Origin of the sequence: Alkalimonas collagenimarina, assembly GCF_030717845.1 — a bacterium.
GTDB lineage: Bacteria > Pseudomonadota > Gammaproteobacteria > Enterobacterales > Alteromonadaceae > Alkalimonas > Alkalimonas collagenimarina.
Map to the genome: position 1 here is coordinate 89,781 of NZ_JAUZVZ010000011.1, position 21,521 is coordinate 111,301.

General features: G+C 47.5%; 21 protein-coding genes. 12 read left to right on the forward strand and 9 right to left on the reverse strand.

Annotated elements, in window-relative coordinates:
• The first annotated feature begins 7 nt into the window (after window positions 1–7).
• The gene (locus tag Q3O60_RS09470; RefSeq protein ID WP_305893680.1) at window positions 8–244 is read left to right on the forward strand and encodes a hypothetical protein; all 237 of its coding nucleotides are present in this window, start codon (window positions 8–10) and stop codon (window positions 242–244) included.
• Here the strand turns inward: Q3O60_RS09470 and hdfR are convergent.
• The gene (hdfR, locus tag Q3O60_RS09475) at window positions 234–1,076 is read right to left on the reverse strand and encodes an HTH-type transcriptional regulator HdfR (protein WP_305893681.1); all 843 of its coding nucleotides are present in this window, start codon (window positions 1,074–1,076) and stop codon (window positions 234–236) included. The genes Q3O60_RS09470 and hdfR overlap by 11 nt on opposite strands.
• 179 nt (window positions 1,077–1,255) lie before the next feature.
• Between hdfR and Q3O60_RS09480 the strand changes: the two genes are divergently transcribed.
• Window positions 1,256–1,603, forward strand: coding sequence for a MaoP family protein (locus Q3O60_RS09480; protein ID WP_305893682.1), 348 nt, complete (start codon window positions 1,256–1,258; stop codon window positions 1,601–1,603).
• Between the two features lie 66 nt (window positions 1,604–1,669).
• Here the strand turns inward: Q3O60_RS09480 and Q3O60_RS09485 are convergent, their stop codons facing one another.
• Entirely contained in the window at window positions 1,670–3,955 is a 2,286-nt protein-coding gene (locus Q3O60_RS09485) for a putative bifunctional diguanylate cyclase/phosphodiesterase (RefSeq protein WP_369812655.1), read from the reverse strand.
• Between the two features lie 74 nt (window positions 3,956–4,029).
• Window positions 4,030–6,798: an insulinase family protein gene (locus tag Q3O60_RS09490; RefSeq protein ID WP_305893683.1), complete on the reverse strand. Its 2,769-nt coding sequence runs from the start codon at window positions 6,796–6,798 to the stop codon at window positions 4,030–4,032.
• Between the two features lie 182 nt (window positions 6,799–6,980).
• On the opposite strand from Q3O60_RS09490, the gene sixA reads away from it, so the two are divergent.
• On the forward strand, window positions 6,981–7,487 hold the full coding sequence (gene sixA, locus Q3O60_RS09495; protein WP_305893684.1) for a phosphohistidine phosphatase SixA: 507 nt from the start codon (window positions 6,981–6,983) through the stop codon (window positions 7,485–7,487).
• Here sixA and smrB read toward each other — a convergent pair whose 3' ends face one another.
• Window positions 7,488–8,045: an endonuclease SmrB gene (smrB, locus tag Q3O60_RS09500; protein WP_305893685.1), complete on the reverse strand. Its 558-nt coding sequence runs from the start codon at window positions 8,043–8,045 to the stop codon at window positions 7,488–7,490. It abuts the gene before it with no gap.
• Between the two features lie 73 nt (window positions 8,046–8,118).
• On the opposite strand from smrB, the gene prmB reads away from it, so the two are divergent.
• Genes prmB through Q3O60_RS09515 form a run of 3 tightly spaced genes read left to right on the forward strand, consistent with a single transcriptional unit; the run spans window position 8,119 to window position 11,363 of the window.
• The gene (prmB, locus tag Q3O60_RS09505; RefSeq protein WP_305893686.1) at window positions 8,119–9,087 is read left to right on the forward strand and encodes a 50S ribosomal protein L3 N(5)-glutamine methyltransferase; all 969 of its coding nucleotides are present in this window, start codon (window positions 8,119–8,121) and stop codon (window positions 9,085–9,087) included.
• Window positions 9,088–10,191 (forward strand): chorismate synthase, encoded by a 1,104-nt coding sequence (gene aroC / locus Q3O60_RS09510; protein WP_305893687.1) that lies wholly within the window; start codon window positions 9,088–9,090, stop codon window positions 10,189–10,191.
• Window positions 10,188–11,363, forward strand: a complete 1,176-nt coding sequence (locus tag Q3O60_RS09515) for an MFS transporter (protein WP_305893688.1) — start codon at window positions 10,188–10,190, stop codon at window positions 11,361–11,363. The genes aroC and Q3O60_RS09515 overlap by 4 nt, the downstream gene beginning before the upstream one ends.
• Before the next feature lie 5 nt (window positions 11,364–11,368).
• Here Q3O60_RS09515 and Q3O60_RS09520 read toward each other — a convergent pair whose 3' ends face one another.
• Both Q3O60_RS09520 and Q3O60_RS09525 read right to left on the reverse strand, forming a co-directional pair.
• Entirely contained in the window at window positions 11,369–11,653 is a 285-nt protein-coding gene (locus Q3O60_RS09520; protein ID WP_369812656.1) for a TorF family putative porin, read from the reverse strand.
• A 120-nt stretch (window positions 11,654–11,773) separates the two neighbouring features.
• Window positions 11,774–13,189: a coniferyl aldehyde dehydrogenase gene (locus Q3O60_RS09525; RefSeq protein WP_305893689.1), complete on the reverse strand. Its 1,416-nt coding sequence runs from the start codon at window positions 13,187–13,189 to the stop codon at window positions 11,774–11,776.
• 138 nt (window positions 13,190–13,327) lie between these two features.
• Between Q3O60_RS09525 and Q3O60_RS09530 the strand changes: the two genes are divergently transcribed.
• The 3 genes from Q3O60_RS09530 to bamJ all read left to right on the forward strand — a co-directional run bounded on the left by Q3O60_RS09530 (window position 13,328) and on the right by bamJ (window position 15,425).
• Complete coding sequence (locus Q3O60_RS09530) at window positions 13,328–14,446, forward strand: ATP-NAD kinase family protein (RefSeq protein WP_305893690.1); 1,119 nt, start codon at window positions 13,328–13,330, stop codon at window positions 14,444–14,446.
• A gap of 8 nt (window positions 14,447–14,454) precedes the next feature.
• Window positions 14,455–14,736: a YfcL family protein gene (locus Q3O60_RS09535; RefSeq protein ID WP_305893691.1), complete on the forward strand. Its 282-nt coding sequence runs from the start codon at window positions 14,455–14,457 to the stop codon at window positions 14,734–14,736.
• A gap of 71 nt (window positions 14,737–14,807) precedes the next feature.
• Window positions 14,808–15,425, forward strand: a complete 618-nt coding sequence (gene bamJ / locus Q3O60_RS09540; RefSeq protein ID WP_305893692.1) for a BamJ family beta-barrel-assembly machinery protein — start codon at window positions 14,808–14,810, stop codon at window positions 15,423–15,425.
• On the opposite strand, the gene dsbB is transcribed toward bamJ, so the two are convergent.
• Entirely contained in the window at window positions 15,426–15,962 is a 537-nt protein-coding gene (gene dsbB, locus Q3O60_RS09545) for a disulfide bond formation protein DsbB (RefSeq protein WP_305893693.1), read from the reverse strand.
• 178 nt (window positions 15,963–16,140) lie between these two features.
• Here dsbB and fadR point away from each other — a divergent pair, with 178 nt between their 5' ends.
• Window positions 16,141–16,857: a fatty acid metabolism transcriptional regulator FadR gene (gene fadR, locus Q3O60_RS09550; protein WP_305893694.1), complete on the forward strand. Its 717-nt coding sequence runs from the start codon at window positions 16,141–16,143 to the stop codon at window positions 16,855–16,857.
• Window positions 16,858–17,007: 150 nt separating this feature from the next.
• Window positions 17,008–19,272 carry an aminotransferase class V-fold PLP-dependent enzyme gene (locus tag Q3O60_RS09555; protein WP_305893695.1) on the forward strand — a complete coding sequence of 755 codons (2,265 nt, stop codon included), beginning with the start codon at window positions 17,008–17,010 and terminating at the stop codon, window positions 19,270–19,272.
• 66 nt (window positions 19,273–19,338) lie between these two features.
• Here the strand turns inward: Q3O60_RS09555 and Q3O60_RS09560 are convergent, their stop codons facing one another.
• Entirely contained in the window at window positions 19,339–20,022 is a 684-nt protein-coding gene (locus Q3O60_RS09560; protein ID WP_305893696.1) for a ChrR family anti-sigma-E factor, read from the reverse strand.
• On the reverse strand, window positions 20,006–20,596 hold the full coding sequence (locus Q3O60_RS09565) for a sigma-70 family RNA polymerase sigma factor (RefSeq protein ID WP_305893722.1): 591 nt from the start codon (window positions 20,594–20,596) through the stop codon (window positions 20,006–20,008). Before Q3O60_RS09565 ends, Q3O60_RS09560 begins: the two co-directional genes overlap by 17 nt.
• Window positions 20,597–20,840: 244 nt before the next feature.
• Here Q3O60_RS09565 and Q3O60_RS09570 point away from each other — a divergent pair, with 244 nt between their 5' ends.
• Entirely contained in the window at window positions 20,841–21,446 is a 606-nt protein-coding gene (locus Q3O60_RS09570) for an FMN-dependent NADH-azoreductase (protein WP_305893697.1), read from the forward strand.
• Window positions 21,447–21,521 lie beyond the last annotated feature (75 nt).

Consider the following 21,521-nt stretch of genomic DNA (forward strand, 5'->3'; position numbering starts at 1 on the left):
GTTCAACATGCCCTGGATAGCTAAAACCAATTGGGGAGACGTCGTCTTGTTATTGTTACCTGCCATGTTTGTGTGTACGGCACTTTCTTTATATATCGCGGCGTTAAGAGCGGGCATGAAAGCCAGTCGTTGGGCACTAGCCGCTTTAGCATTTGGTCCTTTGTTAGTTCCTTTATTTACCAGTCACAAACGTTTAGTGATACTTCAGGCTCGTGGCCGTGGTGTCAGTCTGTTTAAACCATAATTAACTGTTGTAACACGGTTTGCAATGTTTCTTTGGGCTCGGCTGATTTCAGGTAAGCACCATACAAACTGCGGCTGATCACCGGAGCATCATCAATTTGCTGCAACACGCCGTTGCCAAGGTAGGTTTGCACCATACTCTCTGGCAAGTAAGCGGCTCCACCTTCTTGCAACAGCACAGATAATGCAATACCAGCACTATTGGTTCGGACACGTACTTTTGCACTATCCGTCAGGATATCGGCATGCTGAATTTGAAATGCGGTTCCCCAATCCATCAATACATAATTTGATTGCATCGCAGCTTTATTGGCGGAGTAGTTGCTGGTGATCACCGGCAATAACTGCAACTCAGCGATGCGTTCAACTGCCAGTTCATCTGTTTTCGGAGGATCGAATAAAATGGCCAGGTCTAATTGGCGCTCAAGCAAGCTGCGTATCATCTGCTCCCGATGCAGGCTTTCAGCGCGCCAGCTGAAGGTCGGAAAAGCGGCTTCAAGACGATTGAACTGCTGCATCAAGTAACAGTCCCAGATGGTGGCAGTAGCGGCTAAGGCTAATTGCAACTGTTGATCAGCGGTAATGGCGACATCCTGTCGAGCGCGCTGCAGAGTTATCAGCATTGCCTCAGCGTGAGGTAACAGACGCTCACCTGCGGTGGTCAATTGAATGTTATTGCGATAACGACTGAATAAGGTCACACCAAGGTGTTGTTCCAGCTGGCGAATACGAAAACTTACGGCAGATTGCGTCAAAAATAGGTTCTCGGCGGCTTTACCAAAATGACGGGTACGATGCACTTCCAGAAAAGTTTTTAGTAACTCGGTATCCAAGTCGTTTCCTTAAATAAATTAATCATGACGATAAAAAATTTTTGTTTTACGAGGGCTATTTTGTTCACCATACTCCGCAAAGTTGAACAGGGCAACTTCGAAGTGATCGCACTTTGGCGTTGGACTGTACAACAAGCCTAAATCATCAGTTTAATGAAACGCAGCAGAGGAAAAAAGTGATGCAGCAAAGTTTTGTCGCTCCACGTCGCTTTTTCGATGATCGGAACTTCCCAAAAGGGTTCACCCGGTCAGGTCGCTTTACTCTGGCAGAGGGTACTTTGCTAGAAAAGCATGGCATTGCATTGCAAGAGCTTGAGCAAGGGCTTAGAGAGCCGCAGACTGAAGATGAGCAGCATTTCGTGCTGGTTTGTCGGGGCGAGGCGGAAGCATCGACCAGTTTGGAAAAAGCGTGGTTCAAGTACAAGCAGCGTGTCCAGGAGAAGCGAAAGTTTCATACCGTATTTGGCAAAAAGCGAATTGCTGATAGCAGTGATGACTTTAGCTATGTCGAGACCGATAATGACTAGGATAGGCTGAGCTTTGGCTGAGTGGTTAGCCGCTTGGTCAAAGTCACTCTTTTTCTGGTTTTTTCGTTACAAGCCGCTTACTACACTTTTAATTTCTTTGAGTGCTGACTGTTGCGTTGCCGTCTTAGTACCGGGCTTTTGCGGTAGTTGCTGTTTTAAAAACGCAGTAAAGTCGTCTGCAGACAGTGGTTTACTGTAATAATACCCCTGAATGATTTCACAGCGTAATTGCTTCAACAGATTTAATTGCTTCTTTTGTTCAACCCCTTCAGCCACCACGGTTAAACTCAAATTGTGTGCAATAGTGACGATGGTATCCACCATGTTTCTGCCACGGGCGGTATCCATATCATCAACGAATGCTTTGTCGATTTTCAGCGTGTTCAACGGGAACTGCTTCAAATAAGCCAAGGATGAGTATCCGGTACCAAAATCATCCATTGCCAGATGAATGCCTCGCGCGCGAAGCTTCTTCATGGTATCAATCGCCATGGTTGGCGATTGCATCACAGTGCCTTCGGTGATTTCCAGCTCCAGATGATAGGAGGGCAGCTCTGTTTGTTGCAGCACATCATCAATCTGCTCACACAAAAAAGGCAACATAAATTGTTTTGCAGATAAATTGACGGCAACCCGGCCATGAAATAGCTCTTGATCAATCCAGGCTTTGACGTCTTGACAAGCTTTACGCAATACCACTTCGCCAATTTCAACAATCTGGCCAGTTTCTTCTGCCACTGGGATAAAGGTAGCCGGGCTAATAATGCCTCGCTTCGGTGTGATAAAACGCACCAATGCTTCCATTCCCACCAGCTTACCACTATGAATATCCATTTTAGGTTGATAATAGACGGTAAAGAAATCTTCTTTTAAACCATGGCGGATCAGGTTTTCAATCTGCAAACGCTTAACTGCTTGTTTGTTCATGCTGTCATTGAAGAATAAGTAACGATTACCGCCATCATTTTTTGCATGATACATGGCAGTATCGGCGTTACGAAGTAAGGTCTGAGGATCTTGACCATCCTCCGGGAATAGAACAATGCCGATGCTGCAGCTAATCGCTAATTCGTGTTGGTGGATAAAAAAGGGCAGATTAATTTGTTTAATTAGCTCTTTCGCCAAGCTGGTGATGGTGTGAATATCATTGGTATTTTCCAGCATAATGGCAAATTCGTCGCCACCGAGTCGATATAGGCTGCCTTTATTTTGTGGAAAGAGGCTCAGTCGTTCGGTTAATTTGCAAAGTAGATTGTCACCCAGCTGATGGCCCAGTGAGTCATTGATTTTTTTAAAGTTATCAAGATCAAACATCAGTAGAGAATGGCGCTTTTGGGCTACAACCAGCTCACTGAGCTGGCTTAGAAAAAGGGCCCTATTCGGCAAGCCAGTAAGCGTGTCGCTGTTCGCCAGACGGCTCAATTGTTCTTCGCGGTGTTTGCGCTCGGTAATATCGGAAAATACAGCAACGTATTGTTGAATGTTGTTTTGCTCATCGCGAACAATATTGAAATTTAGCTCTGCATGATAAGTCTTGCCATCCGTTTTCTGTTCTTGCACTTCACCAAACCAAGAGCCTTCTTTGGCTAAGGTGTGTTTTATGTCGCGCATAAAACTGGTGGGGTACAGCGATAGCTCAAATTGTTGCTGGATCACCTTGGTTCGATCTTTACCCGTGATGCGGCTGAATGATGGGTTAACCTCCAGAATTCGAAAGTTGGTATCACAAATCACTACGGCATCAGAAATGCTATCCAGACACTGTGCAAACAGCTGCAATCGCTCTTCAGCTAGTTTGATGTGATGAATGTTTTTTAAGGTTCCCGTCATACGACGAGCCTGTTGTTGGTCATTAAAGCTGACCACCTTACCTCGGTCTAACACCCACACCCACTGTTGATCGCTGGAGAGAATTCGGTAGGTTGCTTCGAAGTAGGGGCTTTGATTATTCAGGTGGTTACTAAGTGCTTCACTTACTCGATCCAGATCTTGTGGATGGATTTGCTGGCGGTTGGGTGGGATGTCTGAGGTTGAAGGGTCCAGCTCAACCGGCGTTTGCCATGAGCTGGAACGGAACAGGGTCCCTTGCTCAATATTCCAGTCCCAGAGCTCATCACCACTGCCCCAGAGTGATAAGCGTAAACGCTCTTCGCTGTGCTCCAGTCGACCTTGATAGCGTCGCATTTTGACAATGCTTAAATGCGCCAACAACAAAGCCCCAAAAGACAACATGAGCACAATGGTCAACACATAAGGTTGAACCAGTTCCCAGTTCCAGGCCAGGGCGATTGAAGGGTGAAAAAGAAACCAAAGGCAACTAATTTTTATTATTGTAACAGTGCCAGCACGCATTCAACATTTTTGTATTCAGTAAAGGTACCGTTAACATATAGAAATTGCTTAAGGCTGTCAAAGCGCATTTCAAATTATAAGTTTTCAGACAATTCGCGTTCAAACTGTTCTGGATTGAGGAAGCGTAAATGGCTGTGTGTAGGCTTGCCATCGGTAGCCAAAAAAACCGCATCATAATCGGGGGATAGCAATTGATAAAAAAAGTGAATAAAACGCTCTAGCGTTAACAACTCTACGGCATGAGTGATGCGCAGGGTTAAATCAAACGAGTGATCGTCCTGACCAATAGCTAACCAAAGTCGCTTTGCTCGCGAGCTTAAGCTGGTATCTTTTTCCTGCAACTGGCTTAACAGGCCTTGTTTCAACTCTGAAAACTCAAGCTCGCTCAAGGTTTCCAGCTCAGCCAAAAAGGAGCGATAGAAAGCCAGTGTCGATTGATACAGGTGCGGGCAATCTGCTTTGGGTGATTGAATGTAAAAAGCGAGTCCGGGCATTGTATTTACCGGCACATAGCCTGTTCCTACCAGATAACCGAGTTGCTCTTCGGTGCGAAGTTGATGAAAGTACTGCGGTGCCAATAAGTGGTTAGCCAGCATAAAATGGGCCATATGCTCAGCGCTTTTTTCCTGGGCTGGCAGATAGATCACCAAGGCGTGATCATGGTGTTCCACCGGAGTGTGAAGCCAAACGGGACCGCGCCCTTGGAGCGAGCGTTCGGTTACCACCGGTAACTCAACCTTTGGTTGCTCATGGAGCCAGTGCTGGAGTTGCTGTTGCAATGAGTCGGCATCATCGGGCTGCCAGTTGCCAATCATCAATCCTTCAATATGTACCTGCTGTAAAAGTGAGCGGGCAAACAAGGTAAAGTCAGCAAATTTCATGGACTCCAGTTCAGTCGCTAATTGCTCTATCGCTGGATTCAGAGGGTGCAGTAATGCCGAGAGCTGACTGAATAATGTAGCAACAGGTTTATTCTTATGGCTATTGCGCCAGTGTTGCAACAGTTGCAACTTGAGTTCGTCGAAGCGGCTAGGGCTGGCGGCAAATTCTCGCAGATGCTTAAGTAGGTCATGCAGCAGTTGAATTTGGTTGGTGGTTAAGCCATGGCTGTGAATACTCACACCTTGTTTTTGCACATGTAGACTATAACCGAGGCCAGCCGTAGTCGCTGGATAAAATCGTTGATGAACCTCATCGTTGACCAGTTCAATCCATAAGCGAGTGGCCGCAAGATGCCAGCAGTCTTTGATGCTGCCTGGTAAGGACAGTTGCAAGTAAATATGGCCTTTGGGGGTATGAAAATCACCATCGGCTTTAAACCATAGTTTCAGATTGGTCGTCTCCACATAACAATGCGGTTTGTGCTGGGTATCATCAGCGGTAAGTAGTGTTAACTCATTGACCAGATATGGATTGGCTGGTGGCAAATGCAATGCCTCCAGCAAAGGCGCTTCAGCCCATTGTTTCAGTTGCTCTGTAGGGATAGGTTTAATAGCATAAGGTGTATGATACCAGCGAGCGGTTTGGTTGGTTGCAACCTCTGGGCTAATCAGCATCAGGCGCATATTTTCTGGCTGAAAGTAGGCCAGAACCTGACGATATAAATGATCAGGCGGCGTTTCCATACGGTAATCGCCAAAAATAATATCTTCAACTGGGTAATGCTGCATATTGACTGCCAGCTCACTGGCAGTTTGTTCTGGAGTACTTGGTTCCTGATAAAGAAAAGACCATTGTAATAATTGTTGTCGCTCTTCATAGAGGTTTGCCGGAAAAGGCTGTTGTTTTAGCATTGCCAAATAACTGAATACCGTGCGAATAATATGCTGACGATTAGCTAATCCTTGCTGCGTTAGCTCGCAAGAAATACTAAAGTCTTTAAAGTTGCTGCCATCGACACCGCCACCGGCACTTAATTGGTTGATCCAGCCTTGAGCTTTCAAATAAAAATGCAAAGAACCAGGACCTTCATCTCCCAACATATGTGCGATAAAGCTTACCAGTTTGAACGGATACCAATGCTGTATACCAGGCAATGCAAACGTCATAACCAGTTTATGCATGGCTTTATGGGGCTGTACATTGAGTTCAACCGCTAAATGATTGGGCAAGTACAGTGGTTGATGATGCCAGTCTCGGTTGCACTCACCGGCAGGCAGTAATGCGAAGTGCTGTTGGACGATTTGTTCTTGTTCACTTACGCCGAGAGGGGAAACCAGCACCAGCGTCATTTGGTTGGCAATGTAATAGCGTTGAAAAAAGTCCATTAAGCTTTGTCGTAATGTTTCTTCCTGGCCGTCAGCTAAGGTTTGCAGATTACCGACCGAGAACTTGGCAAATGGGTGTTTAGGGTTCACGGTTTCTTTATGGACTTGATAAATGCGTCGGCCATCGTCCTTTAACTTCAGGGTGAATTCTGCTTCTATCGACTGACGTTCTTTATCGATATAGCTGTCCGCAAATAATGGCTGTTGAAACATATCTGCAAATCGTTCGATTGCTTCAGCAAAATGACTGTGTTCTATATCAAGGAAAAAGGTACTGTGCTCCGTGCCCGTCCATGCATTATGGCTACCACCATGATGATTGATGAAGTGTTGAAAACTACCAGCAACAGGGTATTTTCGGCTGCCAAGAAACAGCATATGCTCAGTAAAGTGAGCTAATCCTTGTCGATGCTCAGGGTCATCGAAGTGTCCTGCTCGAATACAGAGCGCAGCGGCACTTTTTTCGGCATCTTTTTGTTGCACCAGCAAGACCGGCAGACCATTGTCCAATATCAGGTAGTGATAGTGATTTGAGTCGTTAGGGCTTTGCTTTATCACGGTATTTTTCAATGTCATGCCTGCTGAGCAATGGGTTTTCCCAAGGTCATATTAGTTTTTCATAGCTTTAAGGAATAGCATAGCTTAATTTTATGCCTTAATAACAGTTACTCATTGCCTTATCTTTCTTTATCATAGCGCACAATTTTCAGCCTGGCGTAACCTAGGCCTGACATTTCTGTAGTATGGTGACATTGTACATGGTCAACTTAGTAATTATGCGTCATGGTGAAGCTGAAGCGTTGCACAGCATCGATCAACTACGCAAGAGCGATCAGCAACGCACGCTAACGGCGCGGGGCGTGTCTGAAGTGACACAGGTATCCGGCTGGTTGCAAAAGCATTATCCCGCATTTGATCGTGTGCTGTGCAGCCCGTATCAGCGAACGCAACAAACTGCGAGCTTTATGCTGCATAAGCAACCGGCGGGAACCCCGCTGGAGTTATTGCCTGAGCTGGTTCCTGACGGCGATGCGCTTCAGGTGCAATGCTATCTTGAAGCCTTGTGGTTAGCTGAGCCTGGTAGCCGCTTTTTAGTGGTTTCGCACATGCCGTTAGTCAGCTTTTTAGTGGAAACCTTTACCTTGCAGCGCAGCGCACCCGTGTTTTCTACCGCCAGTATGGCGTTTATTGATTATCAACCCGGGGTTGGGGGGCGTTTGTTAGAAAAGGTATCGCCTCAAGAATTAAAGCTGATGTCGGTTTAATTAGGCCTCATCCCAGGACCTGTGACTCGATTTAGATTGCAAGGCCAGCAGCACCAACAAAGCACCATCTCGTCCCCAGCTTTTGGGGGCGGTATGAAAGGCTCTTACATTGGGGTGCTGTACCAACCAATTAGGCACCTTGCGTGCTAAAATGCCCAGTCCTTTACCATGCACAATGCATGCACAGTGTAGTTGTTGTTGCTGACACCAACTTAGTAAAGCTGCTAGCTCTTGTTTCGCCTGTAGTTGCGTAAGACCATGCAGATCAAGCGTGACTTGAGGTTGAATTTGCCCTCGTTTAAGAGCGCGGCTTAATAACGGGTCATCCCCTTCGGCAACATAGCTTTGTGGCCCATCTTGCAGAATAAAGCCTTCGTATTGATCTGAAAAATAAAAAAGCTGTCGCTCGTCTTGATCGGCCAGGGCTTTTACTTTCGTTTTCGGCCGTACCGGAGTAGAATGATGCCACTTTTTATCTTGCACCAATGGCTGCGCTCCCGCGATAGACTCACGGAACAACAGACTGTCTTCTGGTGGGATAGGGCTTTTCTTTGGCATGGCGCAAGTGTAATGAATCTATCCTGGCAATACAAATCAGGCTGCATGTCAGGAGCAATAGAGTTGATTAGTAATGACCTCAGACACAGATGAAAGCAGACTCCCTTCGTTATTCGAAGCCGACCTCATTGATGATGCTCTACAGACTCTTCATACCATTCAAGATTGGTTGCGTTGGGGGGTAAGCCGGTTGCATCAAAGTGGAGTGTTTCTCGGCCATGGTACGGATAACCCCTGGGACGAAGCAGCCAGTTTGCTGGCAACAGTACTTTACTTACCGCCTATTACCGATGAAACCTTGTTTAGTGCCCGTTTAACTCTGGAAGAGCGACGCGAGTTTTTGCGTTTATTGCAACAACGCATTGAACAACGTGTTCCTGCCGCTTATTTAACCAATCAGGCGTACTTTGCCGGGCTGCCTTTTTATGTGGATGAACGAGTGTTGGTACCGCGCTCACCCATTGCTGAATTGATCCAGCAGGGATTCAGCGAGCAATTAGCGGGCCGGGTACCAGAGCGCATTCTTGATTTATGTACCGGTTCGGGCTGTATCGCCGTTGCTTGTGCTTATCAGTTTCCGGAAGCAGAAGTCGATGCTGCTGATATCAGCCCGGATGCATTGGCGGTGGCTGAATTTAATATTGCTGAACATCAGTTACAGCACCGCGTTTTTCCTATTCTTTCCGACGGTTTTAGTGGCCTTGCTGGCCAACAATACGATTTAATTGTTACCAATCCACCCTATGTTGATGCCGAGGATATGGCTGATTTGCCCGATGAGTTCCGGCATGAGCCTGAACTTGGCTTGGCTTCCGGGCACGATGGCTTGGCACTGACCCGGCAGATCCTGCGCCATGCAGCCGCTCACCTTACCGAGCATGGTGTCTTGGTGTGTGAGGTGGGTAATAGTATGGTGGCATTGCAGCAGTTGTTACCAGAGGCGGGGCTACGCTGGCTGGAGTTTAATCAGGGTGGAATAGGTGTCTTTGTGGTTGATAAAGCAGAGTTGGTGCGTTGCCAACCATTATTTGAGGAGTTTTAAATGGCTGGAAATAGTATCGGGCAGTTGTTTCGGGTAACGACTTTTGGTGAAAGTCATGGACCTGCGATTGGGGGCATTGTCGATGGCTGCCCACCGGGTCTGACTATTACAGCTGAAGACATCCAATTGGAGTTAGACCGCAGAAAGCCCGGTACCTCTCGTTATACTACGGCTCGACGTGAAGCGGATGAAGTGAAAATTTTATCCGGTGTGTTCGAAGATACCAGTACGGGAGCCTCTATCGGCCTGTTGATTGAGAACACCGATCAGCGCTCGCAAGATTATTCAAAAATCAAAGATGTGTTTCGCCCCGGCCATGCTGACTACACCTACTGGCATAAATTTGGCCTGCGTGATTATCGTGGTGGTGGTCGTTCATCTGCTCGCGAAACGGCTGTGCGGGTGGCCGCTGGTGCTATTGCCAAAAAATATCTGAGAGAAAAATTTGGCATGGAAATCCGTGGCTATTTGGCTCAGCTGGGCCCGGTAAAAGCACAGCAGCTGAACTGGGATGAAGTGCACAACAATCCGTTTTTCTGTCCTGACCCTGATCAGTTGACAGCCTTGGATGATTACATGCGCGAACTTAAAAAGTCAGGTGATTCGGTTGGAGCCAGAGTGAATGTGGTTGCCAGCCGAGTACCCGTTGGTTGGGGAGAGCCGGTATTTGATCGGCTGGATGCCGATATAGCGCATGCGATGATGAGCATTAATGCAGTGAAGGCGGTCGAAATTGGTGATGGTTTCGAGGTGGTTGAACAAAAGGGATCAACTCACAGAGATGAGTTGCGTCCGGAAGGGTTTAGTGCCAATCATGCAGGCGGTGTATTGGGTGGTATTAGTAGCGGTCAAGACATTCGGGTCAGTATTGCACTGAAACCCACCTCCAGCATCAGCATTCCAGGGCAAAGTATTGATATTCATGGTCAGCCGGTCGATATGCTAACCAAAGGCCGCCATGACCCTTGTGTGGGCATCCGGGCGGTGCCTATTGCTGAAGCGATGTTGGCCATTGTGCTGATGGACCACTTTTTACGGCAGCGTGCACAGAACCATGATGTCGTTTGTACCACCCCAGATATTGCCCGTCAGCAGGACGAATGAAAGGTCGTTTTACGCTAAATACCGTGCCAGCCCTGGTGCTGGCATACTTCGCATATTTTGGTGTTCTCGGGATCTTCATCCCTTATCTTGGTCTCTTTCTTGATGGTCGTGGGTTAAGCTCATACGATATCGGTGTGTTACTGGCTATTGTCACTGCAACCCGAATTGTCGGTCCCAGCATTTGGGCTGCTCTGGCTGATCGTCAAGGCAAGCCAACTCAGGTGATGCAATGGGGAGCTGTGCTGGCAACGATAGGTTGGTTTAGTAGCTTTTTCGATCAAGGCTTTTTATTGCTGGTGGTCGGGCTCAGCTTGTTTAGCTTTTTTTGGACCGCGATTTTACCGCAACTCGAAGTGACTACGTTTCATTTTTTAAACGATAATACTGAGCGCTACAGTCGGATCCGTAGCAGTGGCAGCTTGGGTTATATTGTATTGGTGATGGTAGGTGGCTTGCTGTTGCAGCAATTTGGTACGGAAAGCTTGCCATATGGTGCCGCAATTTTGATGGGGCTGTTGATCCTCAGCTTATTTTTGTTGCCTGCAGCTGAGGTTCGGGCTGAACCTGTAGAACAGGTGCCGGGGTATTGGTCGCTGTTGCGAAAGCCGGTATTTGTATGTTTTATGGGTGCGGCATTTATTCTGCAAATGAGCTTTGCCCCTTTTTATGCCTTTTTTACTTTGTATGCGCGCGATCTTGGCTATAGTGGTATTGATACAGGGCTATTAATTAGCTTGGCCGTGCTGGCTGAAATCGTTGCTTTTTTCTGGATGGGGTGGCTGCTCAAAAACCGCAGTTATCGTTTGGTACTCAGTTGTTGCTACGCTTTGACCATGGTGCGCTGGTTGATGCTGGCCTATCTGGCACACTCACCGCTTTGGCTGATGATCAGTATGTTGATGCATGCGGCCAGCTTTGCCATAGCACACAGCTGTGCCATGCAGTTTATTCAGCATTATTTTCCACGCAAACAACGCAGTAAGGGACAGGCGTTTTACGCCGGGTTAATTTTTGGTGGCGGTGGTGCAGTTGGTGCCTACGGGGCTGGTATTTTATGGCAAGATGGCGCTGGTGCGAGCCAAACCTTTCTCATTGCCGCCGCAATGGCCGGATTTGCTACCTTATTGGCACTTTGTTTACCGGCTCAGGTGCATCGGTTGCGCTCAGAATGAACGACCTATCGACGGATCAGATACAGCTCTCGAAAGTTTAAGTCTGAACTATAGCTTTTGCCGTGATAGGTGTATTGCGGAAAACCAATGTCCATACCAAAGTGATTGAATTGGTGGTAGTAACCTATATAGCCATCAAACTCGACTTTGGTACCTTCGCCAAAGTCCACATTAGAAACCCGCAAGCCAGCATAGAGTCCATTACCGGCTTCCCAGACCAGCCCCGGCAGCACAGCGGCTTTTTTATCGGTTTGGCTCACTCCATCAAATAGGTAGTTATTGCTAATGATTAGATCAAAGGTCCAGCTGGTATAAGAAGGTAGCGCTCAACTGCAAAGGAATAGAGCGGTTATTTGTTTGCGTATGTACAAGCCTTAACAGGTCAGGATAGTTAAGCATAGTCTGAAAATTTATGCCCGTAGCAGCCAATTGAGCAGCTTGTTGAACCAGTGTTTATTATAGGGTGGGTAAATTAACTTGCCGGGGTGCCACCAGCCTTTTCGGTGCACGGCTTTGGCATGACTAAAGGTTAAAAACCCCTCTTTACCATGATAACTTCCCATGCCAGATGAGCCGGTACCACCAAAGGGTAAATCATCCTGCGCGACTTGCATCAAGCAATCATTTAACGTCACGCCACCGGAGTGTGTATGCTGCAATAATTGCTTGTGCAATGTTTTATCCTGACTAAACAAATACAGTGCCAAAGGACGCTCGCCTTGCTGAATGGCCTGTATGGCTTGATTGATCTGCTGATAACTACGCATGGGTAAGATGGGGCCAAAGATCTCTTCTTGCAGCAGGGTAGCGTGGTCGGGCAGGTTAAACACCAACTGTAGAGGTAGCTTAGCGTCTGAAGATTCGAGCAGGTAGTGTGACCATGCATGTTCTGAACAACTGATGATGGTGGCGCCTTGTTGTTCTGCATCTTGCAGCAACTTCACGAGCCGAAGGCGTTGTCGTTCTGTACAAATGTGGCTGTAATCCTGGTTATTGGCAAAATCGGGATATAAACGAGTAAACGCTTGTGTAAGCTCAGTGGTGAGTGCTTGGGTGATGTGCTGATCAGCCCAGACATAATCAGGCGCTACACAAGTTTGGCCGGCATTGACGCACTTGCTAAATACGAGCCGCTCTGCGGTTACCTTCAGAGACGCGGTATTAGTAACAATGGCTGGCGATTTGCCTCCCAGCTCAAGAGTCACCGGTGTTAAATTGTTGGCTGCAGCCTGCATTACTTTTCGTCCAACGGCCGTTGAGCCGGTAAACAACAGATGATCAAACGGCAGGGCAGAAAACTCTGCCGCCTGCTGTGCATCACCAGCAAAGACGGCTACTTCATCAACACTAAACACTTCTGCTAATAAATGGCACAGAGTTTCATTGGTTGCGGGCGTATCCTCAGATAGTTTGAGCATCACACGATTACCCGCGGCAATGGCAGCCATGAGCGGCCCTAATGCCAAAAAAATTGGGTAGTTCCATGGCACGATAATACCAACAACCCCTTTAGGCTGAAACTCAATCCAGTTTGTTGCGGGTTGAAATAACGCACTGACATGACGACGTTCTGGCTTCATCCAGGATTTCAGCTGCTTTCGATGGTAAGCGAGCCCTTGCACGGTGGGTAAAATTTCAATACGGATACTTTCATCACCAGAGCGATGGCCAAAGTCTTGACTGACTGCTTGACACAGTTGCTGCTGATGCTTGCGGACTGCTTGCTCAAGCTGTTGCAATTGATGCAGTCGTTGCTGATAGTTGGGATAGGGCTGAGCCTGTTGTGCTTGTTTCAGCTGGTCAAAAGCATGCTGCAAATCAGTCATGGTGTTCTTTATTCATCGTTGGGTGTTGATACTCTAGCACAAGAAAGTACTACAGCAGAAACTAAGCTACGGTACTGGGCAAGTATGCGGCAAAACGGTACAATGCAGCCGTTGTTTTTTAAGGCGAGATAGCACCTCATGTCAGCAAGTTTTCGATTGGGTTTGGTTATTAACCCGTTAGCAGGAGTCGGTGGAGCTGTCGGGTTAAAAGGCAGCGATGGTGTGGCAGAGCAGGCGTTAGCAATGGGAGCTGTGCCTCAGGCCGGTCATAGAACCGAACAGGCACTTTCGCAATTGTTGGTACTGCAACAGCAAGTCATCATTAAAACAGCTGCTGGTGATATGGGGCAAGCATTGGCTGAAACGATGGGTTTTCAGACTGAAATCTGTTATCAACCGAAGCAGCATCCTACGTGTGCGCAAGATACCGAAGCTGCAGTGCAAGCATTGGTGGCATCGGGAATTGATTTATTACTGTTTGCCGGTGGTGATGGCACCGCCCGTAATATTTGCCAAGTGCTCCCTGAGCATGTAAGTGCTTTGGGTATTCCTGCTGGCTGTAAAATTCACTCAGGTGTTTATGCCATTAGCCCAACTGCTGCGGGTAAGCTGGTTGCTAGCTTGGTGGCTGGCGATTTGGTATCCATCAAGCAGGCCGATGTCATGGATATCGATGAGCAGGCGTTTCGTGCTGGTGAGGTTAAGGCCAGACGTTTTGGTGAGCTGCATATCCCCGCCGCATTGCAGTACGTGCAAAGCGTAAAAATGGGCGGCAAGGAATCCGAAGAGCTGGTGTTGGATGATCTGGCTGCATGGGTTGCCAGCCAAATGGAAGATGACGTTCGATATGTAATGGGCTCTGGCTCGACCGTGGCGGCTGTAATGGCTGAACTCGGGTTGGACAATACGCTTCTTGGTGTCGATGTGGTGGAAAATGGCGAGCTGATCGCCAAGGATGTGACAGCTAGTCAGTTGCTCGAATTGGTGCAGGACTATCCAAGCCGTTTGATCATCACGTTGATTGGTGGTCAGGGCCATGTGTTTGGTCGAGGCAATCAGCAGTTGTCCCCGGCGGTGATCCGAGCTATTGGCCGAGAACATATCTGGCTGATTGCCACCAAAACCAAATTACAACAATTAGCCGGACGGCCATTACTGGCTGATACTGGCGACCCACGTTTGGATCAAGAACTGCAAGGCTTACTTCCGGTACTAACCGGGTACAATGATTACGTGATGTATCGATTAGGTGAATAGGAGTGCAAATGGATCAGTCGGTAGCGTTTGTTGCTGAGGTGTCGGATTACTTGGATCAGATGATCCCAACGGCAACAGACGATGAATTATTTGCGGCCGGCTATTTACGCGGTCATTTCGATTTAGCGGTAGGGACTTTACAGGTTGCGGCGGAGCCTTTTGCTAAACCTGAACTGTTGGCGCAGGTCAATGTCAGCTTATCTCAGGCGATTGACCAGGGTGAGCTAAGCGAGCAGGATCAGCAGTTGGTTCAAAGCTTATGGCAACAATTGCAGCAATTACCGGCCTGACAGTCGCTTTGCTTTAGGGTACTATAGTGCCTCACTGCTGCTCTGGCAGCGCCAATCACAAAGTGAGTTTTATGTCTGAATATACAAGTCTTGAGCAACATGCCAGCTATGGTATTGGTTTACAAATGGGTCAGCAACTGGCTGACAATCCTTTTGACGGGCTGGATATTACCGCCGTTGCTGCAGGGTTAACCGCCGCGTATCAAGGCGAAGAACCTGCCGTATCGGAAGAGTTAATTCGTGCCGCTTTTACTGAAATTAGCCAGCGTATGCAGCAGGCTCAAGCAGAAAATGCCAAAGTAGAAGCTCAAAAAGGCGATGAGTTTTTGGCAGAAAATGCCAAGCGTGCTGAAGTTACGGTCACCGAATCAGGCTTGCAGTTTGAAGTATTGACGGCCGGTGAAGGAGCTAAACCTTCCGTGAGTTCTACCGTTCGTACGCATTATCACGGTACTTTGATTGATGGCACTGTGTTTGATAGCTCTTATCAGCGTGGTGAACCTGCTGAGTTCCCGGTATCAGGCGTCATTGCTGGCTGGACTGAGGCCCTACAAATGATGCCTGTAGGCGCAAAGTACCGCTTATACGTGCCTCACGAGCTAGCCTATGGCGAGCGGGGAGCAGGTCATGCCATTCCCCCATTCAGTGCTTTAGTGTTCGATGTAGAGTTGTTGGCGATTGTTGAGTAATCAGCCATGGTATGGGTTCGGATTAATCCGGACCCATTGACTCAATAACACCAAGATTGCGACCAGCCCATAAGCAATAAAAATCCATTGCATCCACGCCGCCATTGATGCGCCGGCAAAGGACCAATCAATTTCACCGCACGGCCCCGTAGGGTCAAACACCGCTGGTAGCCATTGATCAAGCGGTAGCCAGCTCGGAAACTCGGCAAACAGTTGGCAAGAATAAAAACCACCATCGGCAATCAATTGCTCAATATCCACCAGTCGCTGCGCAGCGATAAAACCATAAACACTACTCGCTAACCAGCCAAGCAGAGCAAGCCAGCGCACTAGACTACTTGCTGGGGCGATGAGAGCGAGCAGAGCTGCCAGCATAATACCAGCGACGGCGGCACGAATATAAACGCATTGAATGCAGGGCTCTAAATCGAGACCGTATTGAAAGTAAAGTGCAGCCAACTCTAGCAAAAAGGTGGTCAGAAACAGCACCAGCCACGACCAACGCTGCTTAGAACTTTTTTTCAGCCACTCCAACATCATTCACCCGGTATAGTTTAAGTTGATACATGAGGCAGTTACTGTATTCGATCGATCAGGTAGTTACAACTCTGGCTGCTATTGGCTGGCAAATTTGTTGCAATACTTGTGAAGTAACATTTCTCTGGTACAATCAGTCCCCACTAATTATTAACCTCTGTAAAATGGACCTCACTGGATGACCAATCTAATCAAAGCACAAAGCCCTGCTGGTTTTGCAGAAGAATACATTGTTGACTCCATTTGGAATGGGAAATTTGCCCCCGGTTCCATTTTACCGGCTGAGCGGGAGTTGTCCGAACTGATCGGTGTCACCCGAACGACGCTACGCGAAGTACTGCAGCGGCTTGCTCGCGATGGCTGGTTGACCATTCAGCATGGCAAGCCAACCAAGGTGAATAACTTTTGGGAAACTTCCGGGCTCAATATACTGGAAACGCTGGCGCGACTGGATCAAGACAGAATGCCAGATTTGGTTGATCAGTTGCTATCTGCCCGTACCAATATTAGTGCGATATACATTCGTGGTGCTATCAAAACGCATCGCGAGCAAGCAATGGCTGCTTTTGCCGGTGCTGATGCTCTGCCAGATACCGCCGCCGCTTTTGCAGACTTTGATTACCACCTGAATCATGAGTTAGCACTGAATTCCTCCAATGCTATTTATGTGCTGATCCTAAATGGTTTTCGGGGCCTTTATACCAAAATTGCTCGCTTTTATTTCTCCAGTGCTGAGGCTCGCGAGCTAGCCCGCCGTTATTACAGCGATTTAAGCAGTTATGCTGAGGCAGGACGACATGATGATGTGGTTGCTCTGGTCCGTAAGTATGGTTGGGAAAGTGGCAAAGTATGGGCAGGGCTACGCAACAGCATTCCCAAAGATTTGATTGAGTAAAACGTCATTGAGTCATCGATGTGTTAAAAAAACCGCCTTGGCGGTTTTTTTTATGCAGATGCGAATGCTTAGCTCTTGTCGGCAGCCTGAAAGCTAAGTATCATCTAAAGGAATAATATATTCTTTTTAGTTATATGTAGTTGAGCTGCTATGAAACCAAGCCCAGTGTTAGTTCGACCGGAAGTCTACCTTGATAACAATGCCACCACACCAGTGCTGCCCTGTGCTGCGGAGGCTGTTATCCATCATATGTACAGTTGCTTTGGTAATCCAAGCAGTGCGCATGCTACTGGTATTAAGGCTAAGGTTGAATTGGAAGCGACCCGACAGATGGCTCGTCAGATCATAGGTGCTGGTCATGGAGATATTGTTTTCACTTCTGGTGCGACTGAAGGGATCCAGACTGCTGTATTGTCTGCTTTATTGCAGGCTAAACATCAAGGAAAAAGCGGTCCTGCTACGTTACTGCTGTATGGTGCGACGGAGCACAAGGCAGTACCAGAAAGCTTGCAGCACTGGAATCAATTGTTAGAGTTGCATGCGACCCTACAAGCGATCCCAGTTGATCGTCACGGGCTGTTGGATGTTGATTTTATCCGCCGGCATGGCGCGCAGGCCGCTATCATTTGCACCATGGCCGCCAATAATGAAACGGGAGTGCAGCAAGATTTATTGCAGCTGGAATCATCTATTCGTGAGGTAAATACAGAAGTACCTTGGTTGGTCGATTGTGTGCAGGCTCTAGGCAAAATGCAGTTGGATCTGTCGAGCACCACTATTGATTATGCGCCTTTTAGTGGCCATAAGCTGTATGCGCCAAAAGGGATTGGTTTTTTATACGTGCGTGCCGATGCTTTTTATCAGCCGATGATTGTTGGTGGTGGGCAGGAAAGTGGCTTGCGTTCTGGCACGGAGAACTTGCCTGGTATTGCCGGTTTGCATGCCATTCTTGCTGAATTATTAAAGCATGACGATTCTGTATTTCAACCGATAGCGAAGCTATGGCAGTTTCGAGAAGATTTATTGGCTGCTCTTCGGCAGGTCTTTCCTGCGCTGGAGCTCAATAGTGATGCGCCTTATTGCGTGCCTACAACCATTAATTTCTCGGTACCCGGTTTTTACAGCAAAGACATTATGGACTTGTTTGATGCTGCAGGTATACGAGTGAGCTCAGGCTCTGCGTGCAGCTCAAAAGTACCCAGCAGTTTTGTGCTTGATGCGATGGGGCTTGAGCCTTGGCGCTCGCAAGGCTCCATTCGTTTGTCGTTTGGCCCTGCGATGATGGCAGAGGAATGTCAGCAGGCTTGCCAGCGTATTTTGGAATTGGCCGATATCGTTCAAAAACATAGTTTGGTATTGACGGATGCGACACCGACACTGGAGTGGCATACCAAGGGGATCACCCAGCTAAAACACGAAGCGATGTGCAGTTATGTGATTGTTTGCCCTGAAACCAGCCAAGCTGTGGTGATTGATCCCGTTTTGCCGTTACTCAGCCGTCTCCATGCCATGATTCAGGGGCAGCAATTGCAATTGGTGGCGGTACTCGACACGCATCAGCATCAAGATCACCAGTCAGCCCGGCTTGAGCTATGCACACTGCTCAATATGAGTGCATTACCCGCGACCGATCGGTTAGGGTGGCCGACAGCGCAATCGACTCTGGATTTTGGTGGTTACCGCTTGAGACGAATAGCGACGCCAGGTCATAGCTCAGACGGTGTCAGCTACTTATTATCAGCCACAAAAGTATCACCGCAAGATCAGGCCTTAGTTGTCTTTGTTGGCGATCTTATCTTACCAGGTGGGGTAGGCCGCACAGATTTAGCAGGTGGTGACAGTCAGGCTCTGATAAGTAGTATTAAAACCTTGCAACAGTGCATAGCACCAGAGCTACTGCTGTTGTCCAGCCATGATTATGCCCAACGCTTTTTTAGCACGCTCACCTTGCTTCGAGAGGAGCAACCTTTACTGCAGGCAGTACTGGACGAGCAAGCCGTACAGCAGGATTGGCAACAACAGCTCGATAAAGAGTCCATTGAGCTACAAGCCTTACCGCAGCATTTATGTGGCTTGGTCGAAGTGGCTCCTACCGATGCCAAAGAAGTGATTGAACCAGCACGGCTACCGTCATTTTTTCAACGCTTCCCTGATGCTCAGGTGATTGATGTGCGTGAACCGCATGAGCAGAGTGCAGGTGCGTTAGCGCCTTATTTACCAGGCAGCCATCAGGTACTGGAAATTCCTCTATCTAAACTTTGCCATGCACTAAGCCATGGTTTAATCACCCAGCACAACGCGATGCTGTTGGTGTGCCGCAGTGGAAATAGAAGCTTGATGGCGTGTCAGGTATTGGCAAGAGCTGGTTTTGAGCAACTGTATAATTTAAAGGGCGGGATGGCACTCATCAGCTAGCCTTATAGCACGATGTAGATAGGCTGTTTGCGCTACCTGAGTGCATCAGGTAGCGCGTAGACATACTTAGTAAAAGAAGTGCTGCAGTGGGTTCAACAAACGGGTGAACCCCTTATTAAACTTAAGTGGAGCACTTAATACTGATAAACACAAACAATCCTGATCGGGTAAGGTTCGTGGAGTGTGAGTGTCATCTGGTGTATTGATCAGAATATCCCCCACGCCATACTGACCTTGCTCATCAACAATAGCACCACTAAGTACAAGAGTAATTTCTATACCTAAGTGCGTGTGTTGAGGAATAGCCGTGTCTTTGTCGATGTAGAGTAGCGACACATGACGTTTATCACCAGCCGGTAATTTGTTGTTAGCAATACTTCCTAACTGAGTCCATTTGGTTTGTTGTTCAACCAATCGGGCCAAGGCTCTGGGTACCTGAAAAGTTTTGTCTTTCCAGTGCACGGTTACTGGGCCCTTGTGTTGCTTTGGCAGCTCTGCGGTGTCCGGTGATTCAGCAATTATGCTATCCATCATGGCTTGCCAATCTGGTTCCGAAGTATTGGTATCCATCGGCTCCATCAATTGCAGTTGAGTTCCTTGCTCAACGGCCAAATCCTGACAAAGTTGCTGACAGTGAGGGCAAAGATCGATGTGCGCAGCCACGGCTAGTGCAACATCAGCTTCTAAGGTGCCTTCAACGTATTGTTCCAGTAATGGAATTCCCGGATGATGTTTAACTGCGTGTGTCATCGAGTGCCTCTCTTAAACGATCCAATGCCAAGCGAATACGGGATTTAACGGTTCCCAGTGGGATGGCCAATTCATCCGAAACTTCCTGATGTGACTTTTCTTCTAAATACACTTTGGTCATCACCTGACGCTGAGCTTCAGGCAAACGTGCAAAGTGTGGTGCTACTTTCTCAGCCATCAACAAGGTATCCCAATTGTGACTGCCTGAATCTTCTTGTTCAGGATAGTTACCGTCGTACCATAAATCATCCGCACTAATATCATCTTTACGGCTTTGCTTTTTCCGCAACATATCAAAACGAACATTACGAGCGATAGTAAATATCCAGGTTGAAGCACAACCACGAGTAGGATCAAACAACCGTGCTTTACGCCATACGTTCAACATGGTGTCCTGAACCATCTCAAGAGCTTGCTGTTCATTGCCAAACATTTTCATGCCAAAGGCTTTAAGCCGGGGTGCAAAATAAGAAAATAATTCTGCATAAGCCGCTTTATCTTGATTGACTGCAACATAGCTCAGTGCATCCTCCCACTGACCCGTTCTGGTATTGGTGGTGCTTTCATCGTTCATTGGCTGAATGGTATCGCTCTTAAGTTTGGAGCTACCATAATGCCCTTGAATTGGCTGTGAGTTCAACAACATTTGTCTGTCCTGGTTTCAAAAAGAATTTTACTTCGGGATAGAGCTGCACTTTATACGTAGCCAATTTGAATTTAGGTTTATATTATTTTTTAGAACGGTTTCTGCAATTTAATCTGATTTTCATTCTGTTTTTGTGTTGTATTATGAATGAATAATTAAAGAGGAGATGATCATGAAAAATGTATTAGTTATCGAAAGCTCAATCAGTGGCAAAAATGGCCAATCAAGTCAGTTAATCGCTGAGTTTACTAAAAACCTGGCTCCTGATGTTCGCCTGGACCGAATTGACTTGCAGCAGCAACCATTGCCGCATTTGGATATGCCTGAAATAGCGGCTTGGATGACACCAGTTGAGGATCGGACCCCTGAACAGCAGGCATTAGCAAGTCACTCCGATCAATTGATTGAGCGGGTTAAGCAAGCGGATGCTATCGTACTGGGCGTGCCTATGTATAATTTTGGGGTGCCGTCTCAGTTGAAAGCTTTGTTTGACCGTATTGCCAGAGCGGGATTAACCTTTAAATACACTGAAAATGGCTCGGTAGGATTACTGGATAATAAACCGGTGTTTATTTTTGCAACACGAGGTGGCTTCTATCAGGGAACCAATGCAGATAACCAAACTCCTTATCTAGAGCAATTTTTCAAGTTCATTGGTTTGACAGAGCAGTATTTTATTTACGCGGAAGGACTGAATATGGGAGAAGAGTCTGCGGAGAAAGCATTCACTGCAGCAAAGAACCGTATCGACGAATTAACCAAGAAACTGGCTGCATAAGCCAGTTACCCCTCAGGTAACCACACCTGCTTATACCAGACCATGTGATGACCATCAGAACGTGCTGACTCGTGT

Excerpts from the sequence above, each read along its gene's own strand:
- Q3O60_RS09515 (WP_305893688.1), top strand. The coding sequence starts at position 10,188 with ATGAAAGGTCGTTTTACGCTAAATACCGTGCCAGCCCTGGTGCTGGCA.
- Q3O60_RS09530 (WP_305893690.1), top strand. The coding sequence starts at position 13,328 with ATGTCAGCAAGTTTTCGATTGGGTTTGGTTATTAACCCGTTAGCAGGA.
- fadR (WP_305893694.1), top strand. The coding sequence starts at position 16,141 with ATGACCAATCTAATCAAAGCACAAAGCCCTGCTGGTTTTGCAGAAGAA.
- Q3O60_RS09485 (WP_369812655.1), bottom strand. The coding sequence starts at position 3,955 with ATGCGTGCTGGCACTGTTACAATAATAAAAATTAGTTGCCTTTGGTTT.
- Q3O60_RS09560 (WP_305893696.1), bottom strand. The coding sequence starts at position 20,022 with ATGACACACGCAGTTAAACATCATCCGGGAATTCCATTACTGGAACAA.
- Q3O60_RS09470 (WP_305893680.1), top strand. The coding sequence starts at position 8 with ATGCCCTGGATAGCTAAAACCAATTGGGGAGACGTCGTCTTGTTATTG.
- Q3O60_RS09480 (WP_305893682.1), top strand. The coding sequence starts at position 1,256 with ATGCAGCAAAGTTTTGTCGCTCCACGTCGCTTTTTCGATGATCGGAAC.
- Q3O60_RS09565 (WP_305893722.1), bottom strand. The coding sequence starts at position 20,596 with ATGAACGATGAAAGCACCACCAATACCAGAACGGGTCAGTGGGAGGAT.
- smrB (WP_305893685.1), bottom strand. The coding sequence starts at position 8,045 with ATGCCAAAGAAAAGCCCTATCCCACCAGAAGACAGTCTGTTGTTCCGT.
- Q3O60_RS09555 (WP_305893695.1), top strand. The coding sequence starts at position 17,008 with ATGAAACCAAGCCCAGTGTTAGTTCGACCGGAAGTCTACCTTGATAAC.
- Q3O60_RS09570 (WP_305893697.1), top strand. The coding sequence starts at position 20,841 with ATGAAAAATGTATTAGTTATCGAAAGCTCAATCAGTGGCAAAAATGGC.
- Q3O60_RS09525 (WP_305893689.1), bottom strand. The coding sequence starts at position 13,189 with ATGACTGATTTGCAGCATGCTTTTGACCAGCTGAAACAAGCACAACAG.
- Q3O60_RS09535 (WP_305893691.1), top strand. The coding sequence starts at position 14,455 with ATGGATCAGTCGGTAGCGTTTGTTGCTGAGGTGTCGGATTACTTGGAT.
- sixA (WP_305893684.1), top strand. The coding sequence starts at position 6,981 with ATGGTCAACTTAGTAATTATGCGTCATGGTGAAGCTGAAGCGTTGCAC.
- bamJ (WP_305893692.1), top strand. The coding sequence starts at position 14,808 with ATGTCTGAATATACAAGTCTTGAGCAACATGCCAGCTATGGTATTGGT.
- aroC (WP_305893687.1), top strand. The coding sequence starts at position 9,088 with ATGGCTGGAAATAGTATCGGGCAGTTGTTTCGGGTAACGACTTTTGGT.
- dsbB (WP_305893693.1), bottom strand. The coding sequence starts at position 15,962 with ATGTTGGAGTGGCTGAAAAAAAGTTCTAAGCAGCGTTGGTCGTGGCTG.
- Q3O60_RS09490 (WP_305893683.1), bottom strand. The coding sequence starts at position 6,798 with ATGACATTGAAAAATACCGTGATAAAGCAAAGCCCTAACGACTCAAAT.
- prmB (WP_305893686.1), top strand. The coding sequence starts at position 8,119 with ATGACCTCAGACACAGATGAAAGCAGACTCCCTTCGTTATTCGAAGCC.